Source organism: Marinobacter shunpengi, assembly GCF_045449715.1.
Lineage (GTDB): Bacteria > Pseudomonadota > Gammaproteobacteria > Pseudomonadales > Oleiphilaceae > Marinobacter.
This window is the reverse complement of record NZ_JBJJLA010000017.1, coordinates 93,335-112,992: the sequence shown is the minus strand read 5'-3', so window position 1 is coordinate 112,992 and position 19,658 is coordinate 93,335. Positions and strand designations below refer to the sequence as shown.

Genomic DNA, 19,658 nt, shown 5'->3' with positions numbered 1-19,658 from the left:
CGACCGCTACAGGGCAGGCTGGCGTATCAGGACTTCTTGATCGGCTTAACGTAGAGGATCAGGCTATGGTCCACGATTTCATAGCCGTGCTCTTCCGCGATCTTTTTCTGACGCTCTTCAATCACCTCGTCCACGAACTCGATGACTTCACCAGTCTGGGTACAGACCATGTGGTCATGGTGATCGTCCCCGGCCATTTCAAAGACCGCGTGGCCACCCTCAAAGTTATGACGCAGCACCAGTCCCGCTGCCTCAAACTGGGTCAGCACCCGGTAAACCGTCGCGAGCCCAACGTCGTCACCCTGGTCCAGCAACTTCTTGTAGACATCCTCAGCGCTCAGGTGGTGCTCTTCCGACGTCTCCAGGATATTGAAGATCTTCACTCGTGGCAGAGTGACTTTCAGGCCCACCTTGCGCAGTTCGGCGTTTTCAGATGACATAATGCTCTTCGCTCTTTGGTGTGTTCAGTGCTTCCGGTATTATACCGCCATATTTTGACTCATAAACCGTTTCATTTCCGGCTATAAGGACTTCTGTTCCTGATGCACCCGATCCGTAAAGTTGTACCCATCCTCCTGCTGACCCTGCTTGCCGGCTGCGTATTTCCCGGCGTCTACAAGATCAATGTCCAGCAGGGCAATATCGTCACCGACGAGGAAATCGCCCAGCTTGAACCGGGCATGTCACGCTCCCAGGTGCATTCCGCCCTTGGCACTCCCCTGACCCTGAATGCTGCGGACACGTCCGTCGAGTATTACATCTATACGTTCCAGGAGGCTGGTGGAAAAATACGGAAACAGAAAGTGACCGTCCACTATGACGACGATAGGTTCACCCGCCTTGACAAGGAAATGCTTGAGGACCTACCTGCCTACTGACAGCGACAACCTCAGCCTTCTTTCTTCTTACGGGCCCGGTTCATCCGGGCCTGCTTGGGATCGATCCTGAGCGGCCGATAGAGCTCGATACGATCGCCTTCCCGCAGTATATGCCCGGCTGGCGTTTTTACCACCTTGCCGAAGATCCCCATATCCACCGCCTCGGGATCAAGGCCTGGAAACAGGTCTTCAATTCCGGAACGGCGAACGGCATCCAGCATGGTCGCCCCTTCCTCCACCTTCACCGGCACGATCTCCTGGCGCTCCGGCGTTGCATAAGCCACTTCCACCCACATCAGCGACTCACCACCTCAGCGTAGACTTCGTTCGCCCGACGGCAAAATGCCTCCACCATGCTATTGGCAGCCTGGTTGAATACCGGACCGAAGGTCATCCGGGACAGGGACCCGGAAAACTCGAAGTCCAGTTGCAGGGTAACCTTACAGGCCTGACTGTCGAGGGGTGTGAAGTACCAGTTCCCCTTAAGGTTCCGGAACGGTCCGTCCACCAGGGACATCTCGATACGTTCCGGCGAGGCAAGCTCATTGCGGGTGGTCAGGCGATGCCGGATGCCACCCTTGGCCACGTCGATGGAGGCCAGGACCTGGGAGTCAGTGCGTTCATGCACTTGGGCTCCGGCGCACCAGGGCAGGAAATCCGGATAACTGACAATATCGTCAACCAGCGTAAACATACGCTCTGCCGAGTGCATCACCAGGGCACTCTTGTCTATCTGATGGGCCATGAAAACTGAGAATCCTGTGGGTTGGTTCAAGCGCCAATCATATCCGATTTGGCCGGATTTTTCGGCCCACCTCCATCAGAAATCGGCGGCCCGGCCAGGCCCGCGGGAACGCTGGTCACCGGCGCCGGAATCGCCAGCCCCGCTCTCCGAACCGGATGTTACGTCATGGGTCGACTGCGCACACCAGCTCAGATCGGCGCGCTCGCACACCGGATGCAGCGACGCCGCGGAATAGCTCAGCCCCACCGCCACCACGACTAACGGCAGCAGGTAGCGCAAGGCAAGGTGCCAGAGTCGGGCCAGCCATTCATGGGGCGCCCCCAACAGCTCGGCCAAGTAACCGACTGGTGCCAGCCAGCCCAGGAATACGGCCAGGGCGGCGGCCACAAAGGGTATCAACAGACCGCTGGTGATCAATTCGATCCAGCGGAAAGGCGTCAGCCCCGCAAACTGGACGTCAGACCAGATATTGAATGAAAACAGCGTGATCAGCCCCAGCAACCAGGCAAACACCAGCACCAGTAGCACTGATGCCGGACGGGGCGACACCAGCCACTCCCGCAACCAGGCAACAACTGCCTCCACCAGAACAAGGGCCGATGTCCAGGCCACCAGCAGGATCACGGCAAACACCGCCGTTGAAAGGAGCTGGTGGTACTCGAAACCACCCAGCCCCACAGGCAACGCAATGAAAACCAGCCCGAAGCCACGGGCATCACTGACATCCACCATCGACTGGGCGATGGCGTAGACGACAACGCCCGCCATAACACCCACCGCGGTATCCAGCAACGCCACCATGAATACAGATCGCTTCAGCGGCGCCCCCGGGGCCATCAACGCCCCCAGTACCGCCCAGACGCCGAGACCAATTCCCAGCGTATAGAAGGCATGGGACAGGGCAAACCACACACTCCGGAAGCCCACATCCTGCCAGCGGAATCCCACGACCGCCTCCAGGGAGCCGCTCGCCAGGCCCTGCCACTGACTCCAGCCCACCAGCAGCATCAGCAGGATCAGAACGACGGGCACGACCAGCCGGAAGGCGCGCTCAACCGACACCTGTCGTACTGCAACCACACCGACCAGGGCAATAAAAAAGAGGTGCCACGCCATGAAACCGCGATACTCGTGGGGATTCTCCACCAGCTGACCCAGCAGGCCGGTCATGGAAGCCGGCGTGGCGTCCGCGAACCAGCCCAAAGCCCCATAGAACACATAGGCAAGGCAGATGGAGCCAATAACCAGCGTAATGGACAACACCAGGAACCCGGAGAGCACGCTGATCCGGCCAACCCACCGCCAGCGGGGTGAAAGCCTGCGGGCCTTGGCCTCGGCCCCCATGGCAAGTGACATGTTATGGCGGGAGTGGCGCCCCAGGGCACTTTCCGCCAGCACCAGCGGCAGGGTCACCACCAGCAGGAACAACAGGTACATGAGGACGAAATAGCCGCCTCCGAACTGACTGGCCAGCCACGGAAAGTGCCAGAGGTTGCCCAGCCCGATCGTGGCTGCAGCGGCGCTCCAGAAAAACGTACTGCGCCCGGCCCATAGGCCCAGGGTGGCATTGGTCGATGGTGTCGGCATTCGATTCCCTGTTCAGAATGGATTCTCGATTGTAACTGATATCCGCCCCGGCTCGCCCGGCTGGTGACCCGATATCGGGACCTGGGTTACAATCCGCCTCTTGTCTGCGCCTGGACCAATCCCCATTAACAGACACCGAATGTCCAACGGATAGATTCAATGAGCAAAAAGAAACCGGCCAACTCCGGGGGCACCATTGCCCTCAACAAGAAAGCCCGGCACGAGTATCACATTGAAGAACGCCTGGAGGCGGGCGTCCAGTTACTGGGCTGGGAGGTCAAGTCCCTGCGTGCCGGCAAGGGCCAGATTACCGAGGCCTACGTGCTGTTCAGGGAGGGCGAAGCCTTCCTGTTCAACGCGCAGATCACCCCGCTTGATACGGCCTCCACCCATGTGATTGCGGACCCGACCCGCAACCGTAAGCTGCTGCTGCACGCCAAGGAAATCGCCAGGCTGATGGGCAAGGTCAATCAGACCGGCCACACCTGTGTGCCCCTGGCCCTTTACTGGAAAAAGAACAAGGTGAAGTGCGAAATCGCGCTGGTGAAAGGCAAGAAAATGTTCGACAAGCGGGCCACCGAGAAGGAACGCGACTGGAACCGGCAGAAGCAGCGCATCCTGCGCGAGCACAACACCGGCTGAGGTCGACGCATAAAAGCCTTGAAGTAGGCCGGACTGGCCCCATATACTTACCTGCAAGGGGACGACATGGCTTCGACGCCGGTGGCGAACCCTTGGGTGCATGTCGAGATGGCAGCGAATCTCGTTAATCCAAAGCTGCAAGCAATAGTCGCAAACGACGACAACTACGCACTGGCGGCGTAAGCCGCCGGTCGTCCTGACCCGGGTGCCTGTAAACGGGTATTTCAGGACGTCATAGCTTAACAGGCTGCTCCTTTGACCAGAGCTCACTGGTTAAAGGCTAAGATCCAAAGAGCTCGCCCCCTGCACCCTGACCTTCGGGTCGCTTGGGGTTAAACGAATAGAAGGACACTAAACATGTAGAGCTCAAGGCAGAGTACTGGCGGACGCGGGTTCAATTCCCGCCGTCTCCACCAAACAACCGCAAGAAAGCCCCTGATTTCAGGGGCTTTTTTGTTCATACCCCTGCCAGTATTAAGACACACCCACAACTTTTCGCCTCCCTGACGGCCTGCGCCAGCAGCTCCGGACGTGTGTCATCCAGGCACGCAGATCACCCCAACCAAAACACTTCGTTAACGAACTGTTTCAAGAAAATCCACTCCTTGCCGATAAGGTGTGCACTATAGTATTGCGAGCCCAAGAACAACATCAGGAGTAACCCCTTGAAACGCATGCTTTCCCTGTCATGGCGGCAGAAGTTCTGGCTGTTGATTGCGGCCACGTTTATCGGACTGGTGCTGGTTGCGCTGGCGGCCCTGCGTGGTCTGGATCAGGTGTCGGAGTCCTATGAGGCCCGGGCCACCGCGAACGCCTATGAGAACGCCTCCCTCACGCTCTGGAGCGAGTGGCTGAAGGTGGAAAACCTCAGTTCCTCACTGGATGCCGATGAGGTCGGGACCTATCAACAACTACTGGACGCACTGGGAGAACAGTCCAGCCAGTTGGTGTCGCTGACGGACAACATCGCCGATGACAGCATCCAGTCGACCGCCCGGCAGATCAGGGAGCGGATTACCGGCTATGTGGAACTTCGCCGAGACTGGCTTGAACAACGCCAGACCCTTGGGCTGAGTTCATCGGAAGGCATCCGGGGAGAACTGGCCAAGGCCATGGACGAGGGGCTCCGGGAAATCAGCATCTCGATCATGAACGATGATATCGAGCTGGCAATGACTACCTACGCGGACTATCTGAACAACTTCACCCCGGAATCCGCAGAGCAGACCCACAAGGCCATTGAGGGGATGCGGAAGGTTATTGCCGACATGGACTGGGAAGAGAACGACCTGGGGCTGGCCGTAAAGACGTTCGCGACAGCGTTCGAACGCGCCGAAACCCAGATCAACGCGATCCTCGACACCGAGCAACAGCTTGCCACCCTCGGTGGCGACCTGGAGGCCGTGATCGAACAGCAGAACCAGTCCCTGGAAAGCGGCCTCGTCGCCCAGACCACCGCCAGGGCGGAGCAGGCCCGCCAGGCGTCGGCGTGGCTGATCGTGATTGTTTCGGTCGTGGTCCTGGTGATCTTGGTGGTCACACTCACCCAGGCGTCCCGCACGCTGGTGAGTCGTCTGCGTGATGCCGCCGGACTGCTGTCACAGGTGGCCGCCGGTGACCTGAGCCAGCGCCTGCGTGTGGGGAGCAACCCCAATGATGAGTTCAATGCCCTGGGCAGTGCCTCCAACCAGATGGTGGACGATGTGTCCGGCGTCATCCAGGAGGTGCTCGACGGTAATCGCGACCTGTCCCGCTTGCAGGAAGAACTGCAACAACTGGTGAACCAGATGAGCGCCAGCAGCGAACAGGTGGAGGCCCAGACCGAGCAGGCCGCCGCCGCTGTGCAGGAAATCTCCCACACCGCGTCCGACATCGCCAAACTGACCAACACGGTCAACCAGTCCACCCAGGACGCCAACGAGGCCGCCCAGCATGGCGCCCAGGTGGTTCGCAACAATGGCGAGGTGATGCAGGACCTGTCCAGCAAGATCCGCCAGACCCACGGCCAGGTGGAAAGCCTGAGCAAGACCGGCGAGAAGGTGAACACCATTGTGGACACCATCAACGGGCTGGCCGAGCAGACCAACCTGCTGGCCCTCAATGCCGCGATCGAGGCGGCACGGGCGGGCGAAGCCGGCCGTGGCTTCTCGGTGGTCGCCGACGAGGTGCGCTCCCTGGCGGAGAAGACCGTGTCCGCCACCAGTGGCATCGCCGATATCGTCGACGCCCTGAACCGGGAAACCCGTGAAATCACCACCCTGATGGAGCAGGGCCTGAAGCAGGCCAGTGCCGGTGAAGAAGGCGCGGGTGAGGCGGTATCGGTGATCGAGCGCATCACCCAGTCCATCCAGTCCCTGGCCGGCGATATGGAGCAGGTGGTCACGTCCGTGGAAGGCATCTCCAGCACCACGGAGGAGATTGCCCAGAAAGTGGAGCATATTCACGGCCATACCCTGGAATCCCGCTCGGTCCGGGGTCACCTCGCCAACCATGCCCAGGCACTGGGACAGTGCTCCGATGGCCTGAACCAGGCGTCTTCGGGATTCAGGGTGTCCTGAGCCCGTTCCGGATCAGGGGACGGTTCAGACCGGCCCCTGATTCGCCTGCAACACCTCTCCACCAACCCTGTCTGCTCCCCAGCTACGATGGACCAGGGCAGTGATCCGTTCGATCTCTTCCGCTGATACCGCCTCGGGGTTTCCCCGTTCCAGGGGATCGAAATGGAAGATATACAAGCGGGAGGCAAAGGCCTCGAATAGCAGCGATGCTTCCCCGAAGCGTTCGCCGTTACCGGCGGTGCTGACGATGATATCATCGCCCCAGTTCTGGCCACTGTCATTGTTGGGGTTGAAGAAATAGATCCGCATCCGGTCCTGCTGATCCAGGGCCACCCGCAGGATGGTGATGGCATGCCAGCCAATAAAGCGGGCGGCGCTGTCGGTCACGGCGATGCCCGCCGGTTGCGGATGGATCAGCGGCTGGTTGCCGTTGTAGTAGGGGTGATAACTCACGTAGAAGTGGCGCAGGAACCCCTCCAGATCGTCCAGCTGACCAGTGTCCACATCCACGTTGATCCGGAACCCCCGGCCCGACCACCAGCCGTGGAACTCGGGGTTGACCCAGCGATGGGGGTCTCCCTCACGATCTGCACATAACCGCCCCATCTCGGCGTAGATGCGATCCAGGTGTGGCACCACCAGCAGGGAGACCGGATCCAGGTCCAGCGTGATCTCCTGTGCCACACCAGCCCCGCTCAGACGGGAAGACACCGGCTGACCTTCGAAGTGCATGATGATCTCGTCGTCCCGTGCCGCCCAGGCCACCATCTGCAACAGGTAGTCCGGATCGTTGTAGGCCCACATGGACAATGCCCGCGCCGACTGGCAGGTCGGGTTGTTGCCCTGCCCTACCCCCAGCGGCTGTCCCAGCATGGATAACACGCCCTGGATCAGCCAGGCCCGGGGATCCGGAGCCTCACCGTAGGCCAGACCGATCCGCTCACGGCTATAGGGGGACAGCGGAAGCTGCACCTGGCGCCACAGCGCCGGCGCCACCGGAGGCTGGTACAGGATACCCCGCTCCAGCGTCAACGCCAGCCCGTACAGCCCCTGGCAGGTCTGGGGGTAGATGCCCTGGTCGACCATGGCGTGTACCAGTTCCTGATAGCACAGCAGGCAATCACGCCCCGTACTGGAAAGCCCCAGGGCCTCGGACAGCAGCGACGGCGCATGTTCCTGCAGGTAGCGGACAAGCTCGCCATGGTAGGGGGATACCAGGCCGGTATCGTGCATAGCCCGGGCGCAACCGGTGGCCTCGCTCTGCAGGGCGACGCTGTCCATGGCGGCAAGCCGCTCCCGGTACACCTCAATGCCGGGATCCTCCCGGCAGGCCTGGGTCGGGCCGAACAGGCTGCTGATCAGCCGCTCGGCGCCCTGGCCACTGCTGCCGAGGTCGATATCCGGGTTATTACGGCAGACGGCGATCTGGGTAATCATCTGGTGCACACCCGCCACCTGGATCGGGCGCTGGTTCAGTACCCGCCAGATCTCGTCGATCAGGCGATCGATAATGTGCTCGTAACCAATACGATCCGCCAGGTGACGGATAACGCCACGACTGATGGTAGCCAGCCGGCCCTGCTGCTCCCGCTCGGCCTCCGTGGGCATCCCGAACAGGAGCTCAAGGTTGATGGCCAGTACCTGGGCCAGGTAGTGGTGAGCCTGTTCCATAGACAGATGGGGATGCTGATAGTCTCCCTTGGCAATAGCCAGCAGCCGTAGCTCGCTGAGGGCTTCGATCACCACGGTTTCCATTTGCGGACTGCGCAGGGAATGCGTGGTCAGGGACGGGAGCAGGATCTGGGGCTCGGCCCAGTCCGACCCCTCGAACACCCCACAACGCTCGATCACCCCGGCCCGGACCTCCACCGCTGCACAGCCGCCCTCCACCATCAGCACCTGGCGGGCGCTGTCAATCAGTTGAGGCATCTTCGACAGGCGTGAAAAGGCCGGACTGGCGGACACCCGTTCTATGGCATCGTCCAGGCGCCGGACCCTGACCATCAGCTTCTGTTCGATATTATTTCCCGACGCCTGTTCGTTGTTATTGGTCAAACCCGAAATCCTTAGGGCATTCTGCCCTGTACCAGTAATTCAGGTTGATTATACATAGAAGTCCAGTTCCTCCTGATGTTTCAGAAGGTCCCTCATGCGATAGGGGTCGTCCCCGAAGAAATAGACCAGCCCCCAATGGGTCCCGAAGGCAGTACGCTTGGTCACCGTTTCCTCCAGCGGAGAAGTCAGTTCGTGGGACTCGAAATACTCGTGATCCTCGGTTTCCTCCGGCATTTCCAGCTTGCTGACCACCCGACGGCGTGGATAGACGCCAAAGCAACCGGCGTACCCCTTCGCATCCACCACCTCTTTCGGGAAGAAGGCCTTGACCTCCTCTTCCGTGGTTTTCGGGTCAAACGTCATGATCAGGGCCTGGTAGGCGTTGAAACCATAGGCCCGCTCCAGCAGCTCAAACACCTTGAAGCCCGGCGGCCGGTAGGCCACCTCCCCAAAGTACATGGTGCTGTCGCTGGTCACGAAATACTCGGGGTGAATAAAACCAAAATCGATATCAAAGGTCTTGATCAGTTTTTCGATCTCGCCCCTGATCTGGTCCCGGTATTTCTCCAGATCCGGTGTGGCCGGCACAAAGACGGAATAACCCAGGGTCACGTACTCGGAGATATTCAGGAAGGCGATCTTGCCCTTGTGGATCCAGGCCTCGACGGCAAACTCCCAGCCGTCCAGGTGGGATTCCATCAGCACCGGAAATTCCTCCTCGGGGATGGTATCCACTTCATCAGGCGTCCGGATCACCCGGTGGCCCAGGCAACCGGCCTTGTCAAAAGCCTTCAGGTGGATCGGGTCGTTGGGGTCGCCATCCAGCTTCAGCAGGGTCTGATTCACCCGCTTGAGGAAACGGATAACGTCTCCCCGGTCGTGGGCTTCCTCAAAGATGCCTACCCGGATGCCCCCGAGCTGGGCCCGTCGCTTCATTAGGGCCTTGTCCCGCAGCAGCATGGCCTGACCAAACAGGCGGGGCTTGTCCATCAGCACCGAGTTGATGGCACCGGCCCACTCCACCGTTTCCTCGAACAACGGAATGGCCACGTCTACCCCCATTTCCTGCAGGGTTTGTGCTATCTCCACCGAACGGTCATTGAGCCGCTCGAAGTTCCAGGGTAGGTAGGGAATATCGTGTTCCTTGCAATAGGCCTCTGCCCAGTCCGGCGCAACAACCACATAACGACGGTCGAAGGACTCAGCCGCTTCCACGGCATTCAGGCTCCAGCCCAGAAAGGCCACGAAACCCTTGTCGGGATTAAAGTTCGATTTGCGCTCACTCATAACGGATTCCAGTCATTTGGGAAATAACGCCTTTATCAGGATAGACCAGAATTGGCCGTCCCACTTGGCTGATGAACGGCAGAAATCGGAAAAAACAAAGACTTATCATACAACTAGCCCAGAAAGTTAAAAAACAGACTGGTTGGCTATAAAAACGTGGGGTGGATAACGGAAGGAGATATGGCGGCAAGGAGATGGATTGGCCCGGGCCGGCAAATCACCGACCCGGCACCGGACGAACGGTCAGTTTTCCCTTAGACGGAGGGTGTTCAGGGTACGCTCGCGCACACGGGTGAGCAGTTCCTCGTCGTCCACCAGGGACTGGCCGTAGGAGGGTATCAACTCCCGCAGGCGCGCCTGCCATTCCTCGGTCTGGACCCGCTCGGAGAAACAGCGGTGTATCACATCCAGCATCGCGTGGGCTGCGGTGGATGCGCCGGGAGAAGCCCCCAGCAGGGCCGCCAGGGTGCCATCCTTCGCGGCAACGATCTCGGTACCAAACTCCAGCTTACCGCCGCCGTCCTGGGTGCGCTTGATGATCTGCACCCGCTGGCCGGCGTCCTGCAGCTTCCAGTCCTCCTCCCGGGCATCCGGGAAGAAATTGCGCAGGGACGCCACACGGTCGCCATGGGACTGGAACACCTCGCCGATCAGGTAACGGGTCAGGTCCATATTGGTCCGGCTTACTGACAGCATGGGTCGCAGGTTGGTGGGTTTGACCGAGCCGAACAGGTCGAATACCGATCCCTTCTTCAGGAAGCGGGTGGTAAAGCCGGCAAACGGGCCAAACAGCAGTGCCGGTTCGCCATTGATAATACGCGTGTCCAGGTGAGGCACCGACATGGGAGGCGCACCGATGGGAGCCTTGCCGTAAACCTTCGCCCGATGCTGCTCGACGATATCGGGCTTCTGGCAGACCAGCCACTGGCCGCTGACCGGGAAGCCGCCGTAACCCTTGGCTTCGTCGATATCGGATTTCTGTAGCATGGGCAGGGCCCCGCCACCGGCCCCCAGGAACACGAAACCGGCCTCAACCTTCTTCTGTTCACCGGTCTTCTGGTCCTTCAGCTCCACCTTCCAACGCCCGTTCTTGCGCTTGCGAAGGTCGGTGACGGGGCTGCTGAGCATCAGCTCGAAATTAGGGGTGCTCTCCAGGTACGTCACCATGCTCCGGGTCAGGGAACCAAAGTCCACATCGGCACCATGGCCAATGCGAGTGGCTGCCACCTTCTGCATGGGGTCCCGGTTCTTGACCACCAGGGGCATCCACTGCTGGAGCACTTCCGGGGACTCGGTATATTCCATTTCGCGGAACAGGTGGTGGGCCTTGAGCTTTTCGTGGCGGCGCTTGAGGAAGCTGACGCCGTCGTCACCCCAGACAAAGCTCATATGCGGTGTGCGATTGATGAAGGACTTGGGATCCTGGAGTATCCCCTGCTCCACCAGCCAGGACCAGAGTTGGAGGGAAACCTCGAAGGAGGCATTGATGGTCAGTGCCCGGTCGATGGCCACATCACCGTCTTCGCCTTCAGGGGTGTAGTTCAGCTCACAGTAGCCGGCGTGGCCGGTCCCTGCATTATTCCATCCGTCTGTGCTCTCATGGGCTACGTGATCGAGACGTTCAACCATGACGATGTCCAGGGACGGATCAAGCTGCCTGAGCATCATGCCGAGAGTGGCGCTCATGACGCCACCGCCGACCAGCACTACGTCTGCCTGTCTTACAGCCATTTGCTAGTCACCTTAGCGAGTTGTCGAACCTGTCGGGGCCGCCACGATCAGCAGCGGTTCCCTGAAAAGGAGGTCATTATCCCCTTTTTGGGGAGGATAACAAAATACTGAGCATGACAATCATTTGCATAACGACAGACATGCCCTTGGGAATTCCGGTGTTGGCGCTATCATCCGTACTAATACGTACGGAGTCATCGCAACTTTAGTCGGATGGTCTGGGAAAACGCCAGACCCCGCCATAGGGGATTACCCCGGTGCTTACGTTTGACGCACTTTTGCGGTAACGTCTGCCACCAGTAACTACGACCGCAATAACCAGCCCGTTCAGTGGAATAGGAGTCTGCGCGGCAGAAAGTCCCGCCGCTGCGATCGCCCCACTTTGGCCCCTTTTGAGCGCTCATTTTCGTTACATAGAACCACTATGCGCCTCAAATGACCGTCAAAATGGCCTCAAAGTGGGACGATCTCGCCTGGCGCGATTTCCACCGCGCAGACTCCTAGGCGTGCTGAGCTTTCAACACAGGGAATATTGATGCTGCTTGCCTTGCTCGCTATTGTCGCAGGCCTTGTCCTGCTGGTCTGGAGCGCGGACCGATTCGTGGAAGGGGCCGCTGCCACGGCCGCCCACCTGGGCATGTCACCACTGCTGATCGGCATGGTGGTCATCGGGTTCGGCACCTCCGCCCCGGAACTGGCCGTATCAGCCATTGCCGCCACCGACGGCAACCCCGGGCTGGCACTGGGCAACGCCTACGGTTCCAACATTACCAATATCGCCCTGATTGTCGGCCTGGTCGCCCTGGTCAGCCCGATCGAGGTTCACTCGCAGATACTCCGCAAGGAACTCCCCATCCTGATCGGCATCACCCTGCTTGCCGGCTGGCAGCTCCTGGACGGCCAGCTCACCCGGCTGGATGGCTGGGTACTGCTGGCGGTCTTCGCGGTGATCATGGGGTGGTCCATCGTCCAGGGCATCAAGGGCAAGGGCGACCCCCTCGGAGGCGAGGCCGAAACGGAGCTGGCCGCCCACCCCATGCCCCTGCCAAGGGCCCTGATGTGGCTGGTCATCGGGCTGATACTGTTGCTGGTGAGCTCGCGCATGCTGGTGTGGGGAGCGGTCTACGTGGCCCAGTCCCTTGGTGTCAGTGACCTGATCATCGGCCTGACCATTGTCGCCATCGGCACCTCGTTGCCGGAACTGGCTGCCGGCATTGCCTCCGTGCGCAAGAAAGAGCACGACCTGATCCTGGGCAACATCCTCGGCTCCGGGATCTTCAACACCCTAGCCGTCGTGGGAATAGCCGCCACCATTGAGCCCATGGCCGCAGAACCGGTGGTCCTCTACCGCGACTGGTCGGTGATGATGGCGGTCACGGTGGCGCTGTTCCTGATGGGGTACGGTGCCCTGGGCAGCCGGCGCATTATCCTGCGCTGGGAGGGGGCGGTGCTGATGGCGGCCTATATCGGTTACACCGGTTACCTGGCCTCCACCGTTGTCAGTGCGGCAAGGGCCACCGGGCTGCCGCCCCTGTAGCATCCCGTCGGGGCACTAGCAGGCCTCACCGTCACCCAGCAGGTCTTCAAGCTGGTTGCGGACCCGGGCCATCAGTTCCGGTAGCTGCTCCTTGGTCATCCCCGAGGTATCGATCGGTGTGCCGACCCGTACCTCCACCGGCTGGCCCAGGTTAATCTTCCAGCTTCGGGCCTGCAGGACCCGGTGGATGCCGCAGATCGCCATGGGCACGATCACCGCCTCGGTATCCAGCGCCAGGTGGAAGCATCCTTTCTTGAATGGCTTCAGGCGGGCGTCCGATGAACGGGTGCCTTCCGGCGCCGCCCACAGCACGATGCCACTCTCCATCATTGTCCTGGCCCTCGCCAGGTCCTGGACGGCTCGATTGCGCTGGTGGCGGTCAATGGAGGGAAACTCCGCTGCCCGCATGGCCGGTCCCAGCAGTGGAATACTGAAGAGTTCCTTCTTGGCCAGCATGCGAACCGAGCCTGGCATGGACACGAACGTTACCGGAATATCGTAGTGGCTGGCATGGGTGCTCATGATCATGTAGCGCCGCCCGTCACCGAACTCAGGCACCTCCCCCCGAACCGTCAGGCTGGCCCGGACCATGTGCAGCAGGGTGGCCGACCAGCCACGGGTATAGGCGTCCACCGTCTCCCGATCCAGCCGGCGAACGGCGGCGCGTCCCAGAACCAGCAGGCAGTAAAGGGCGGTCAGCCCGAAGGAACCGAGGATAACCGCGACACGGCGCAGGAGGGTGGCGGATTCAGTAAGGGGGTTGGATCTGAGTCGGATCATGACGGTTCCGGTGGCCGGGCTCCCTGGGTCCATGCTGAAAGGGCGGTGATTATAGCTCGCGGAAGCAACCGGGAGGCAAACCAGAACTGTTTATTCTTTGACCGCCCGCATAAATCGCACTAGACGTAATGATACCCGCCGTCCCATGGCCCTCCTTGGTTGACAGCTCTGGCGGATAACACAACATGGATTAAGGAACTGATCATGGATACCCAACGCTTCCCAGCCCCTTCTACCCTGGCACCCAGTGAGCAAATGGACAGCGGTCGACGACGGTTCCTGCTCGGAAGTGCTGGAGCCCTCGCGTCGGTACCGCTACTGGGCCTGATACCGATAGCCCGGGCCGATGAACCCAGGAGCCTGCCTGACTACGCCGCCTGGAAAGACCGCAGTGCATTGATTGTGCACAGCACCAACACCATGGAAACCCATCGGGATGCCATTGGCGCTGGCGTGGTAACTCCTTCTGACCGGTTATTCGTCAGGAACAACCTGCCCTCTCCCCCTGAGGATATCGTGACCAATGCGGACGCGTGGGAGGTGACCTTTGACGGCGTTCGCAACCCCCGCAGCCTCACCCTGGCCGAACTCAGGCAGATCGGCGTGGAGTCGGTGACCACGGTACTGCAGTGTTCCGGCAACGGACGCGCATTCTTTCCCCACGGCGCAGGCGGCACCCAGTGGAGCGTCGGGGCCGCAGGATGCGTGGTCTGGACGGGCGTTCCCCTGCGGGATGTGGTGCGCGAACTGGGTGGTGTCGAGGACGGCATGGCCTTCATCACCTGCACCGGCGGCGAAGAACTGCCCGCAGGCCTGGACCCGAAAACCGTGGTGGTGGAGCGCTCCGTACCCACCCGCGCGCTGGAGACCGCCATCCTGGCCTGGGGCCTGAACGACGAGCCCCTACCCATCACCCACGGAGGCCCGCTCCGCATGGTGGTGCCCGGCTACTACGGCGTCAACAACGTCAAATACGTCAAACGTGTGGCCTTCACCCCGGAAGAAACCGACGCCAAGATCCAGGCATCCGGCTACCGTATCCGCGACGTCGGCCAATCCGGCTCACCCGAGCAACCGTCCATGTGGGAGATGAACGTCAAGTCCTGGATAACCAGCCCCCTGGAATCCACCCACAAGGGTCGTAACCTGATCTACGGGGTGGCACTGGGTGGTTCGGAAGCCGTCGACAACGTGGAGGTTTCCATCAACGGGGGCAAGGACTGGCAACAGGCGCGCTTCGTGGGGCCGGATCTTGGCCCTTACGCCTGGCGCCCTTTCGTGTTAGCCGCCAACCTGGCTCCCGGTGAGGTCAGGATGGTCAGCAGGGCCACTTCCGTCAGTGGCACCACACAGCCGGAAGGACGAACCGATAACGAACGGGGTTATGGACACAACGGCTGGTCGGACCACGGAGTCACGGTACGGGTCGGCTGATATGAGCACCCGCCCGATCATGCTGCTGGCTGCTGTCATGCTGGCGGCATCGGCCCAGGCTGACCCATTGGCATCTCAGGGACGGGAGGTGTTCATCGAACAGGCCCAGCCCAGTTGCACCCTGTGTCACACGCTGGCCAATGCCGGGGCCAGCGGGACAATCGGACCGGACCTGGATAAGCTGGTCCCGTCCGAACAGCAGGTGAAAGCCGCTGTCAGCAGTGGCGTCGGGGTAATGCCGGCCTATGGGGACTCATTGACCAGCGAACAGATAACCGCTGTTGCCCGCTACGTGTCCAGCGTATCCGGCAAGTAGCCGTATTCGCTCACTCCGGGCGGAATTCCATGGCCACGGAATTGAGGCAGTAGCGCTGCCCGGTCGGGGGCGGGCCATCCGGAAACACATGGCCCAGGTGACTGTCGCAGCGGGGGCAGCGGATTTCGGTACGGGTCATGCCCAGACTGTTGTCCTCCAGGTAGCGGATATGATCCGCATCGAAAGGCTCGAAAAAACTGGGCCAGCCAGTGCCGGAATCGAACTTGGAGCGGGAGCTGAACAGCGGCAGGTCGCACAGACGGCAGTGGTAGACGCCGTTCTGCTTGTTATCCAGCAGGGTGCCGCAGAACGCCCTTTCCGTGCCGTGGTCCAGCAGGACGGAGCGTTCCTCTTCGGTCAGGTCGGCGGCGCGACGGTCAATCTGCCCGGGGGACAGGGGGGTCAGGTCGTATCCTGAAGCGGATGTGGTCATAGGTTCACCTCTGTTGGCAAGCCGGATGGCACCCCACCCTAGTCCAGGCTGCCGGATCAGGCCTGCTTGAGCCTGTCCGGGAAGACTTCCCTGACCTTCCTGAGCTTGGGTGCAGCCACCGCCATGATATAGGGCTGCTGGGGGTGCTTGCCGGCAAAGTTCTGATGATAGTCTTCCGCCGGGTAGAACCGGTCCAGCGGTTCCAGGGTCGTGGCCACCGGATCGGGGTACACGCCTGCCTCATCAATCCGGCGAATATAGTCCTCGGCGACCCGCTTTTCCTCCGGCGACGAGAAGAAAATGGCCGAGCGGTACTGGGGACCCCGGTCATTGCCCTGGCGATTCAACTGGGTCGGATCATGTGCCACGGAGAAAAAGACCCGTAACAACTCACCGTAGCTGATCACTGCCGGATCGTACTGGATTTTCACCGCTTCCGCATGTCCGGTCCTGCCGGTGCAGACCGCCTCGTAGTTGGCGGAGTCGGCGTCGCCACCGGCATAACCCGAGACAACGCCCTGAACCCCATCCAGGGCGAGGAAGACGGCCTCCACGCACCAGAAGCAGCCACCGGCGAACACCGTCGTGGCCAGGCCGTTGTCCGGCGATGGCAGGTCATGCTCAGGAACCGGGAAACGGCTCCTCGGAATGGTCAAGCCTGGAACGCTACAGGTCGTACTCATTGCCTGCTTCCTCCTATGCTCAGGGCCTTCGACAGCATGCCCTGTTCCGGGTTCCCGGGACGGGACTTGCTGCGCACCTCAGGTGACCATTCTGTAACCTTTATAGCCTTATGGCCAGTCTTATTACAGGGGTTGTGACCCGGTCGCGATCCTGCCTGACACCTGAACCACAATCCGCCACCTAAAACAGTACCACACCCGCCAATGCGCTGACCGGCGCAAGTATCCAGACCGGCACCCTGGCAATGGCCAATGCCCACCAGGTTGCCAGTATAAAGGCGACCCCCGCCGGTGAATGCACCGCGGACGTCCACACCGGATCGAACAGGGTCGCCAGCAGCAGGCCCACCACGCCAGCGTTGACGCCAGCCAGCACCGAGCGGGCCGTGTCATGGTGGCGCAGCCACTGCCACAGGGGCAACCCGGCAAACACCAGCAACACCCCCGGCAGGAACACCGCCAGCAGGGCCACAATAGCACCCCAAACACCGCCATTGACGCCCCCCAGGAAGGCGGAAAACGTAAACAGTGGCCCCGGCACCGCCTGCGCCACACCGTAGCCCGCCAGGAAGGTATCGGCAGGCACCTGACCGGAGGCGACAAAGCCTTCCTGCAACCAGGGCAGGACCACATGCCCGCCGCCAAACACCAGCGCCCCCGAGCGGTACATCTCGGCCGCCAGCCAGCCCGTGGAGCCCGGTTGCGATGGCAGGAACGACGCCAGCAGGAACAGACCGAACAGAACCACAAACACCATCGGATGCCGCCCCCTGACCGGCAGCGACAGGGAGGCCTGCTGCTGGCCCGATGGCACCCGAAGCACCCACCCCACCAGCCCCGCCATCGCCAGCGCCACCACCTGCATGGCCGCCGATCCCGCCACCAGCAGGACAATGGCCACCACCAACGCCAGACCCTGGCGCTTCCGATCCGGGCACAGTTTCCCGCCCATCTGCCACACCGCCTGGGCTACCACGGCAACCACAAACAGTTTCAGGCCGGCGACCCAGCCACCCTCGGCGGCATCCGGCCAGACCCCAAGCCCGAAGGCGAACATGGCCATCAGGATGGCTGACGGCAGGGTGAATGCCAGCCAGGCGGCCAGCGCTCCGACGTAGTGCCCCCTCAGAAACCCGATGGCGAGCCCCACCTGGCTGGACGCTGGTCCGGGCAGCAACTGGCAGAGGGCCACCAGTTCGGCATAGGCGCTCTCGCTCAGCCATTGCCGACGGCGGACAAACTCGTCGTGAAAGTAGCCCAGGTGAGCCGCTGGGCCACCGAAGGACGTCAGGCCAAGGCGAAGGAACACCAGGAACACGTCCCGGAATGTGGACATCACGTCAGTAGACCTCCTGCGATAATTCACGTTACGGTGAAGGCAACTCACATTGTCGGTTTATGGCTCAGGAACCATACTGTTTTCGAGACTCCTGTGAAACCGACGGAACCGGGCACTGATCCATGACTGCACAGGCTCCTGCCCCCACTGATGACGATCTACTGCGATACCGCCTCAGCCTCCGCCTGGGGCCGGTACACGCCCGCCAGCGGCTCAGCATAGAACAGGAGGCCGAACAGCGGGTGACTGGTCGCGACCGCCGCTCCTTCCATCTGGAAAACCTCTACTCCGCCCACGGTTTTATCCGTACCTGCCTCAAGCTATCCGGGTTGCTGGGGCGGGGGCAGAGCAACAGCCGTCGCCTGACCACCGTGGAGCACCCGTTCCGGATCGCCTCGCTGCCCGACGCCTTCGAGGGATTCCGCATTCTTCACCTCACCGATCTCCACGTGGATATGGACCCGGAGAACCTGGACGCGGTGCTCCGGCAGATCGAACCACTGGAGTATGACCTGTGTGTATTGACCGGTGATTACAGGAAGCTGACCTGGGGACCGGTCGATGCCGCCCTGGAGGGCATGGCACGACTGCGGGACGTCATCCGGGGCGAGGCCCTGGCCGTGCTGGGCAACCATGACAGCATTCGCATGGTGCCCGGTCTGGAGGACATGGGGTTCCGCCTGCTACTGAACGAACATCACTGCATTAGCAGGGGCGGCCAGTCCCTGTTCGTTGCGGGCGTGGACGATCCCCACTACTACAAGGTCCACAACCTGCAGCGGGCCGGCGATAACATTCCCGAAGGCGCCGTGTCGCTGCTACTCAGCCACAGCCCGGAGATCTGGCGCGAAGCCGCCCATGCCGGCTATGACGTGTTCCTCTGCGGCCACACCCACGGCGGCCAGATCTGCCTTCCCGGCGGCATCCCGGTCACCCTGGATGCCAACTGTCCCCGCGCCCTGGGCCGGGGCTACTGGCGGCATAACGGCATGCAGGGCTACACCTCCCCCGGCGCCGGTACCTCAGTGGTCAACGTCCGCCTGAACTGCCCCCCCGAGGTGACCATCCATGAGCTGACACGGGGACCGGAGTAACGCCGCTATCAAGGCTCTCAGTGGCTCCCGAAGGGCATCACGCAGTAGGTCAGCGAATTACTCAAACGGGGCACTAGTGCGGTCGCTTGCGGATACCCAGCCGAAACAGCAGCGGCGAGGACAGCATGTTTCCGGCCACGAACAGCAACACCACCCCGGTCGCCTGCCAGGCTGGCAGGTCCAGGGAGCCCCACGCATAGGCCACCGGCAGCACCGACTCCGGCAACTGGTCCAGGCCCGAGGCACGGGCACTGGCTTCAAGCCCCATACGGCGCTTGATAAAACTGCTCAGCAGGTCCCCCCCCAGGGCCAGGGCAGCGAAGATGGCCCCAAAGGCCAGGCCCAGCCCCACCACCGGGGCAAACGCCGTGCAAGTCACGAAACCGGCCGCCAGCCCCCGCCAGGTCTTGCTGGCGCCGAACACCGGCTGGCCGTCCCGCCACCGGCGACCACCATCCACGGCACCGGAGAAACGACGGCCCAACAGTCGGGCGGCCACCACGGGCGAGCCATTGGCGAGGATCAACAATACCAGTAACCAGACAATGATCATCCGCCG

General features: G+C 61.4%; 19 protein-coding genes and 1 other RNA gene. 8 read left to right on the top strand and 12 right to left on the bottom strand.

The window, feature by feature from the left end; translation table 11 throughout:
* Nucleotides 1-26 precede the first annotated feature (26 nt).
* Nucleotides 27-440 (bottom strand): ferric iron uptake transcriptional regulator, encoded by a 414-nt coding sequence (gene fur, locus ACJO3T_RS11170; protein WP_328184861.1) that lies wholly within the window; start codon nt 438-440, stop codon nt 27-29.
* Between the two features lie 102 nt (nt 441-542).
* Between fur and ACJO3T_RS11165 the strand changes: the two genes are divergently transcribed.
* A complete protein-coding gene (locus tag ACJO3T_RS11165) occupies nt 543-878 on the top strand; it encodes an outer membrane protein assembly factor BamE (protein ID WP_406963719.1) in 336 nt (111 codons plus the stop codon).
* 11 nt (nt 879-889) lie between these two features.
* Here ACJO3T_RS11165 and ACJO3T_RS11160 read toward each other — a convergent pair whose 3' ends face one another.
* The 3 genes from ACJO3T_RS11160 to ACJO3T_RS11150 form a co-directional block, all read right to left on the bottom strand.
* Nucleotides 890-1,174, bottom strand: a complete 285-nt coding sequence (locus ACJO3T_RS11160) for an RnfH family protein (RefSeq protein ID WP_406963718.1) — start codon at nt 1,172-1,174, stop codon at nt 890-892.
* Complete coding sequence (locus ACJO3T_RS11155) at nt 1,174-1,623, bottom strand: type II toxin-antitoxin system RatA family toxin (protein WP_406963717.1); 450 nt, start codon at nt 1,621-1,623, stop codon at nt 1,174-1,176. The genes ACJO3T_RS11160 and ACJO3T_RS11155 overlap by 1 nt, the downstream gene beginning before the upstream one ends.
* 75 nt (nt 1,624-1,698) lie before the next feature.
* Nucleotides 1,699-3,210: a sodium-dependent transporter gene (locus tag ACJO3T_RS11150; protein WP_406963716.1), complete on the bottom strand. Its 1,512-nt coding sequence runs from the start codon at nt 3,208-3,210 to the stop codon at nt 1,699-1,701.
* Nucleotides 3,211-3,369: 159 nt separating this feature from the next.
* Between ACJO3T_RS11150 and smpB the strand changes: the two genes are divergently transcribed.
* The 3 genes from smpB (at nt 3,370) to ACJO3T_RS11135 (ending at nt 6,410) form a co-directional block, all read left to right on the top strand.
* Entirely contained in the window at nt 3,370-3,852 is a 483-nt protein-coding gene (smpB, locus tag ACJO3T_RS11145) for an SsrA-binding protein SmpB (RefSeq protein WP_406963715.1), read from the top strand.
* 57 nt (nt 3,853-3,909) lie between these two features.
* Nucleotides 3,910-4,268, top strand: a transfer-messenger RNA (tmRNA) gene (ssrA, locus tag ACJO3T_RS11140).
* Between the two features lie 258 nt (nt 4,269-4,526).
* The gene (locus tag ACJO3T_RS11135) at nt 4,527-6,410 is read left to right on the top strand and encodes a methyl-accepting chemotaxis protein (RefSeq protein WP_406964129.1); all 1,884 of its coding nucleotides are present in this window, start codon (nt 4,527-4,529) and stop codon (nt 6,408-6,410) included.
* A gap of 24 nt (nt 6,411-6,434) precedes the next feature.
* Here ACJO3T_RS11135 and ACJO3T_RS11130 read toward each other — a convergent pair whose 3' ends face one another.
* From ACJO3T_RS11130 to mqo, 3 genes are all read right to left on the bottom strand, one after another.
* Nucleotides 6,435-8,414, bottom strand: a complete 1,980-nt coding sequence (locus ACJO3T_RS11130; protein WP_406964128.1) for a hypothetical protein — start codon at nt 8,412-8,414, stop codon at nt 6,435-6,437.
* Nucleotides 8,415-8,513: 99 nt separating this feature from the next.
* The gene (locus ACJO3T_RS11125; RefSeq protein ID WP_406963714.1) at nt 8,514-9,752 is read right to left on the bottom strand and encodes an ATP-grasp domain-containing protein; all 1,239 of its coding nucleotides are present in this window, start codon (nt 9,750-9,752) and stop codon (nt 8,514-8,516) included.
* 243 nt (nt 9,753-9,995) lie between these two features.
* Nucleotides 9,996-11,483 carry a malate dehydrogenase (quinone) gene (gene mqo / locus ACJO3T_RS11120; protein WP_406963713.1) on the bottom strand — a complete coding sequence of 496 codons (1,488 nt, stop codon included), beginning with the start codon at nt 11,481-11,483 and terminating at the stop codon, nt 9,996-9,998.
* Between the two features lie 535 nt (nt 11,484-12,018).
* Between mqo and ACJO3T_RS11115 the strand changes: the two genes are divergently transcribed.
* The gene (locus tag ACJO3T_RS11115; protein ID WP_406978496.1) at nt 12,019-13,020 is read left to right on the top strand and encodes a calcium/sodium antiporter; all 1,002 of its coding nucleotides are present in this window, start codon (nt 12,019-12,021) and stop codon (nt 13,018-13,020) included.
* A gap of 15 nt (nt 13,021-13,035) precedes the next feature.
* Here ACJO3T_RS11115 and ACJO3T_RS11110 read toward each other — a convergent pair whose 3' ends face one another.
* Nucleotides 13,036-13,800, bottom strand: a complete 765-nt coding sequence (locus ACJO3T_RS11110; protein ID WP_406963711.1) for a lysophospholipid acyltransferase family protein — start codon at nt 13,798-13,800, stop codon at nt 13,036-13,038.
* Nucleotides 13,801-14,004: 204 nt separating this feature from the next.
* Between ACJO3T_RS11110 and sorT the strand changes: the two genes are divergently transcribed.
* Both sorT and sorU read left to right on the top strand, forming a co-directional pair.
* Entirely contained in the window at nt 14,005-15,234 is a 1,230-nt protein-coding gene (gene sorT, locus ACJO3T_RS11105) for a SorT family sulfite dehydrogenase catalytic subunit (RefSeq protein ID WP_406963710.1), read from the top strand.
* A gap of 1 nt (nt 15,235) precedes the next feature.
* Nucleotides 15,236-15,550 carry a SorU family sulfite dehydrogenase c-type cytochrome subunit gene (gene sorU / locus ACJO3T_RS11100; protein ID WP_406963709.1) on the top strand — a complete coding sequence of 105 codons (315 nt, stop codon included), beginning with the start codon at nt 15,236-15,238 and terminating at the stop codon, nt 15,548-15,550.
* A gap of 10 nt (nt 15,551-15,560) precedes the next feature.
* Here the strand turns inward: sorU and msrB are convergent, their stop codons facing one another.
* The 3 genes from msrB to chrA form a co-directional block, all read right to left on the bottom strand.
* Nucleotides 15,561-15,983, bottom strand: coding sequence for a peptide-methionine (R)-S-oxide reductase MsrB (gene msrB, locus ACJO3T_RS11095; RefSeq protein ID WP_406963708.1), 423 nt, complete (start codon nt 15,981-15,983; stop codon nt 15,561-15,563).
* Nucleotides 15,984-16,039: 56 nt separating this feature from the next.
* Entirely contained in the window at nt 16,040-16,666 is a 627-nt protein-coding gene (msrA, locus tag ACJO3T_RS11090; RefSeq protein WP_406963707.1) for a peptide-methionine (S)-S-oxide reductase MsrA, read from the bottom strand.
* A gap of 181 nt (nt 16,667-16,847) precedes the next feature.
* Entirely contained in the window at nt 16,848-18,002 is a 1,155-nt protein-coding gene (chrA, locus tag ACJO3T_RS11085) for a chromate efflux transporter (RefSeq protein ID WP_406964127.1), read from the bottom strand.
* A 125-nt stretch (nt 18,003-18,127) separates the two neighbouring features.
* On the opposite strand from chrA, the gene ACJO3T_RS11080 reads away from it, so the two are divergent.
* Nucleotides 18,128-19,099 (top strand): metallophosphoesterase, encoded by a 972-nt coding sequence (locus ACJO3T_RS11080; protein WP_406963706.1) that lies wholly within the window; start codon nt 18,128-18,130, stop codon nt 19,097-19,099.
* A gap of 73 nt (nt 19,100-19,172) precedes the next feature.
* Here the strand turns inward: ACJO3T_RS11080 and ACJO3T_RS11075 are convergent, their stop codons facing one another.
* Complete coding sequence (locus tag ACJO3T_RS11075; protein WP_406963705.1) at nt 19,173-19,652, bottom strand: CDP-archaeol synthase; 480 nt, start codon at nt 19,650-19,652, stop codon at nt 19,173-19,175.
* Nucleotides 19,653-19,658: the final 6 nt, after the last annotated feature.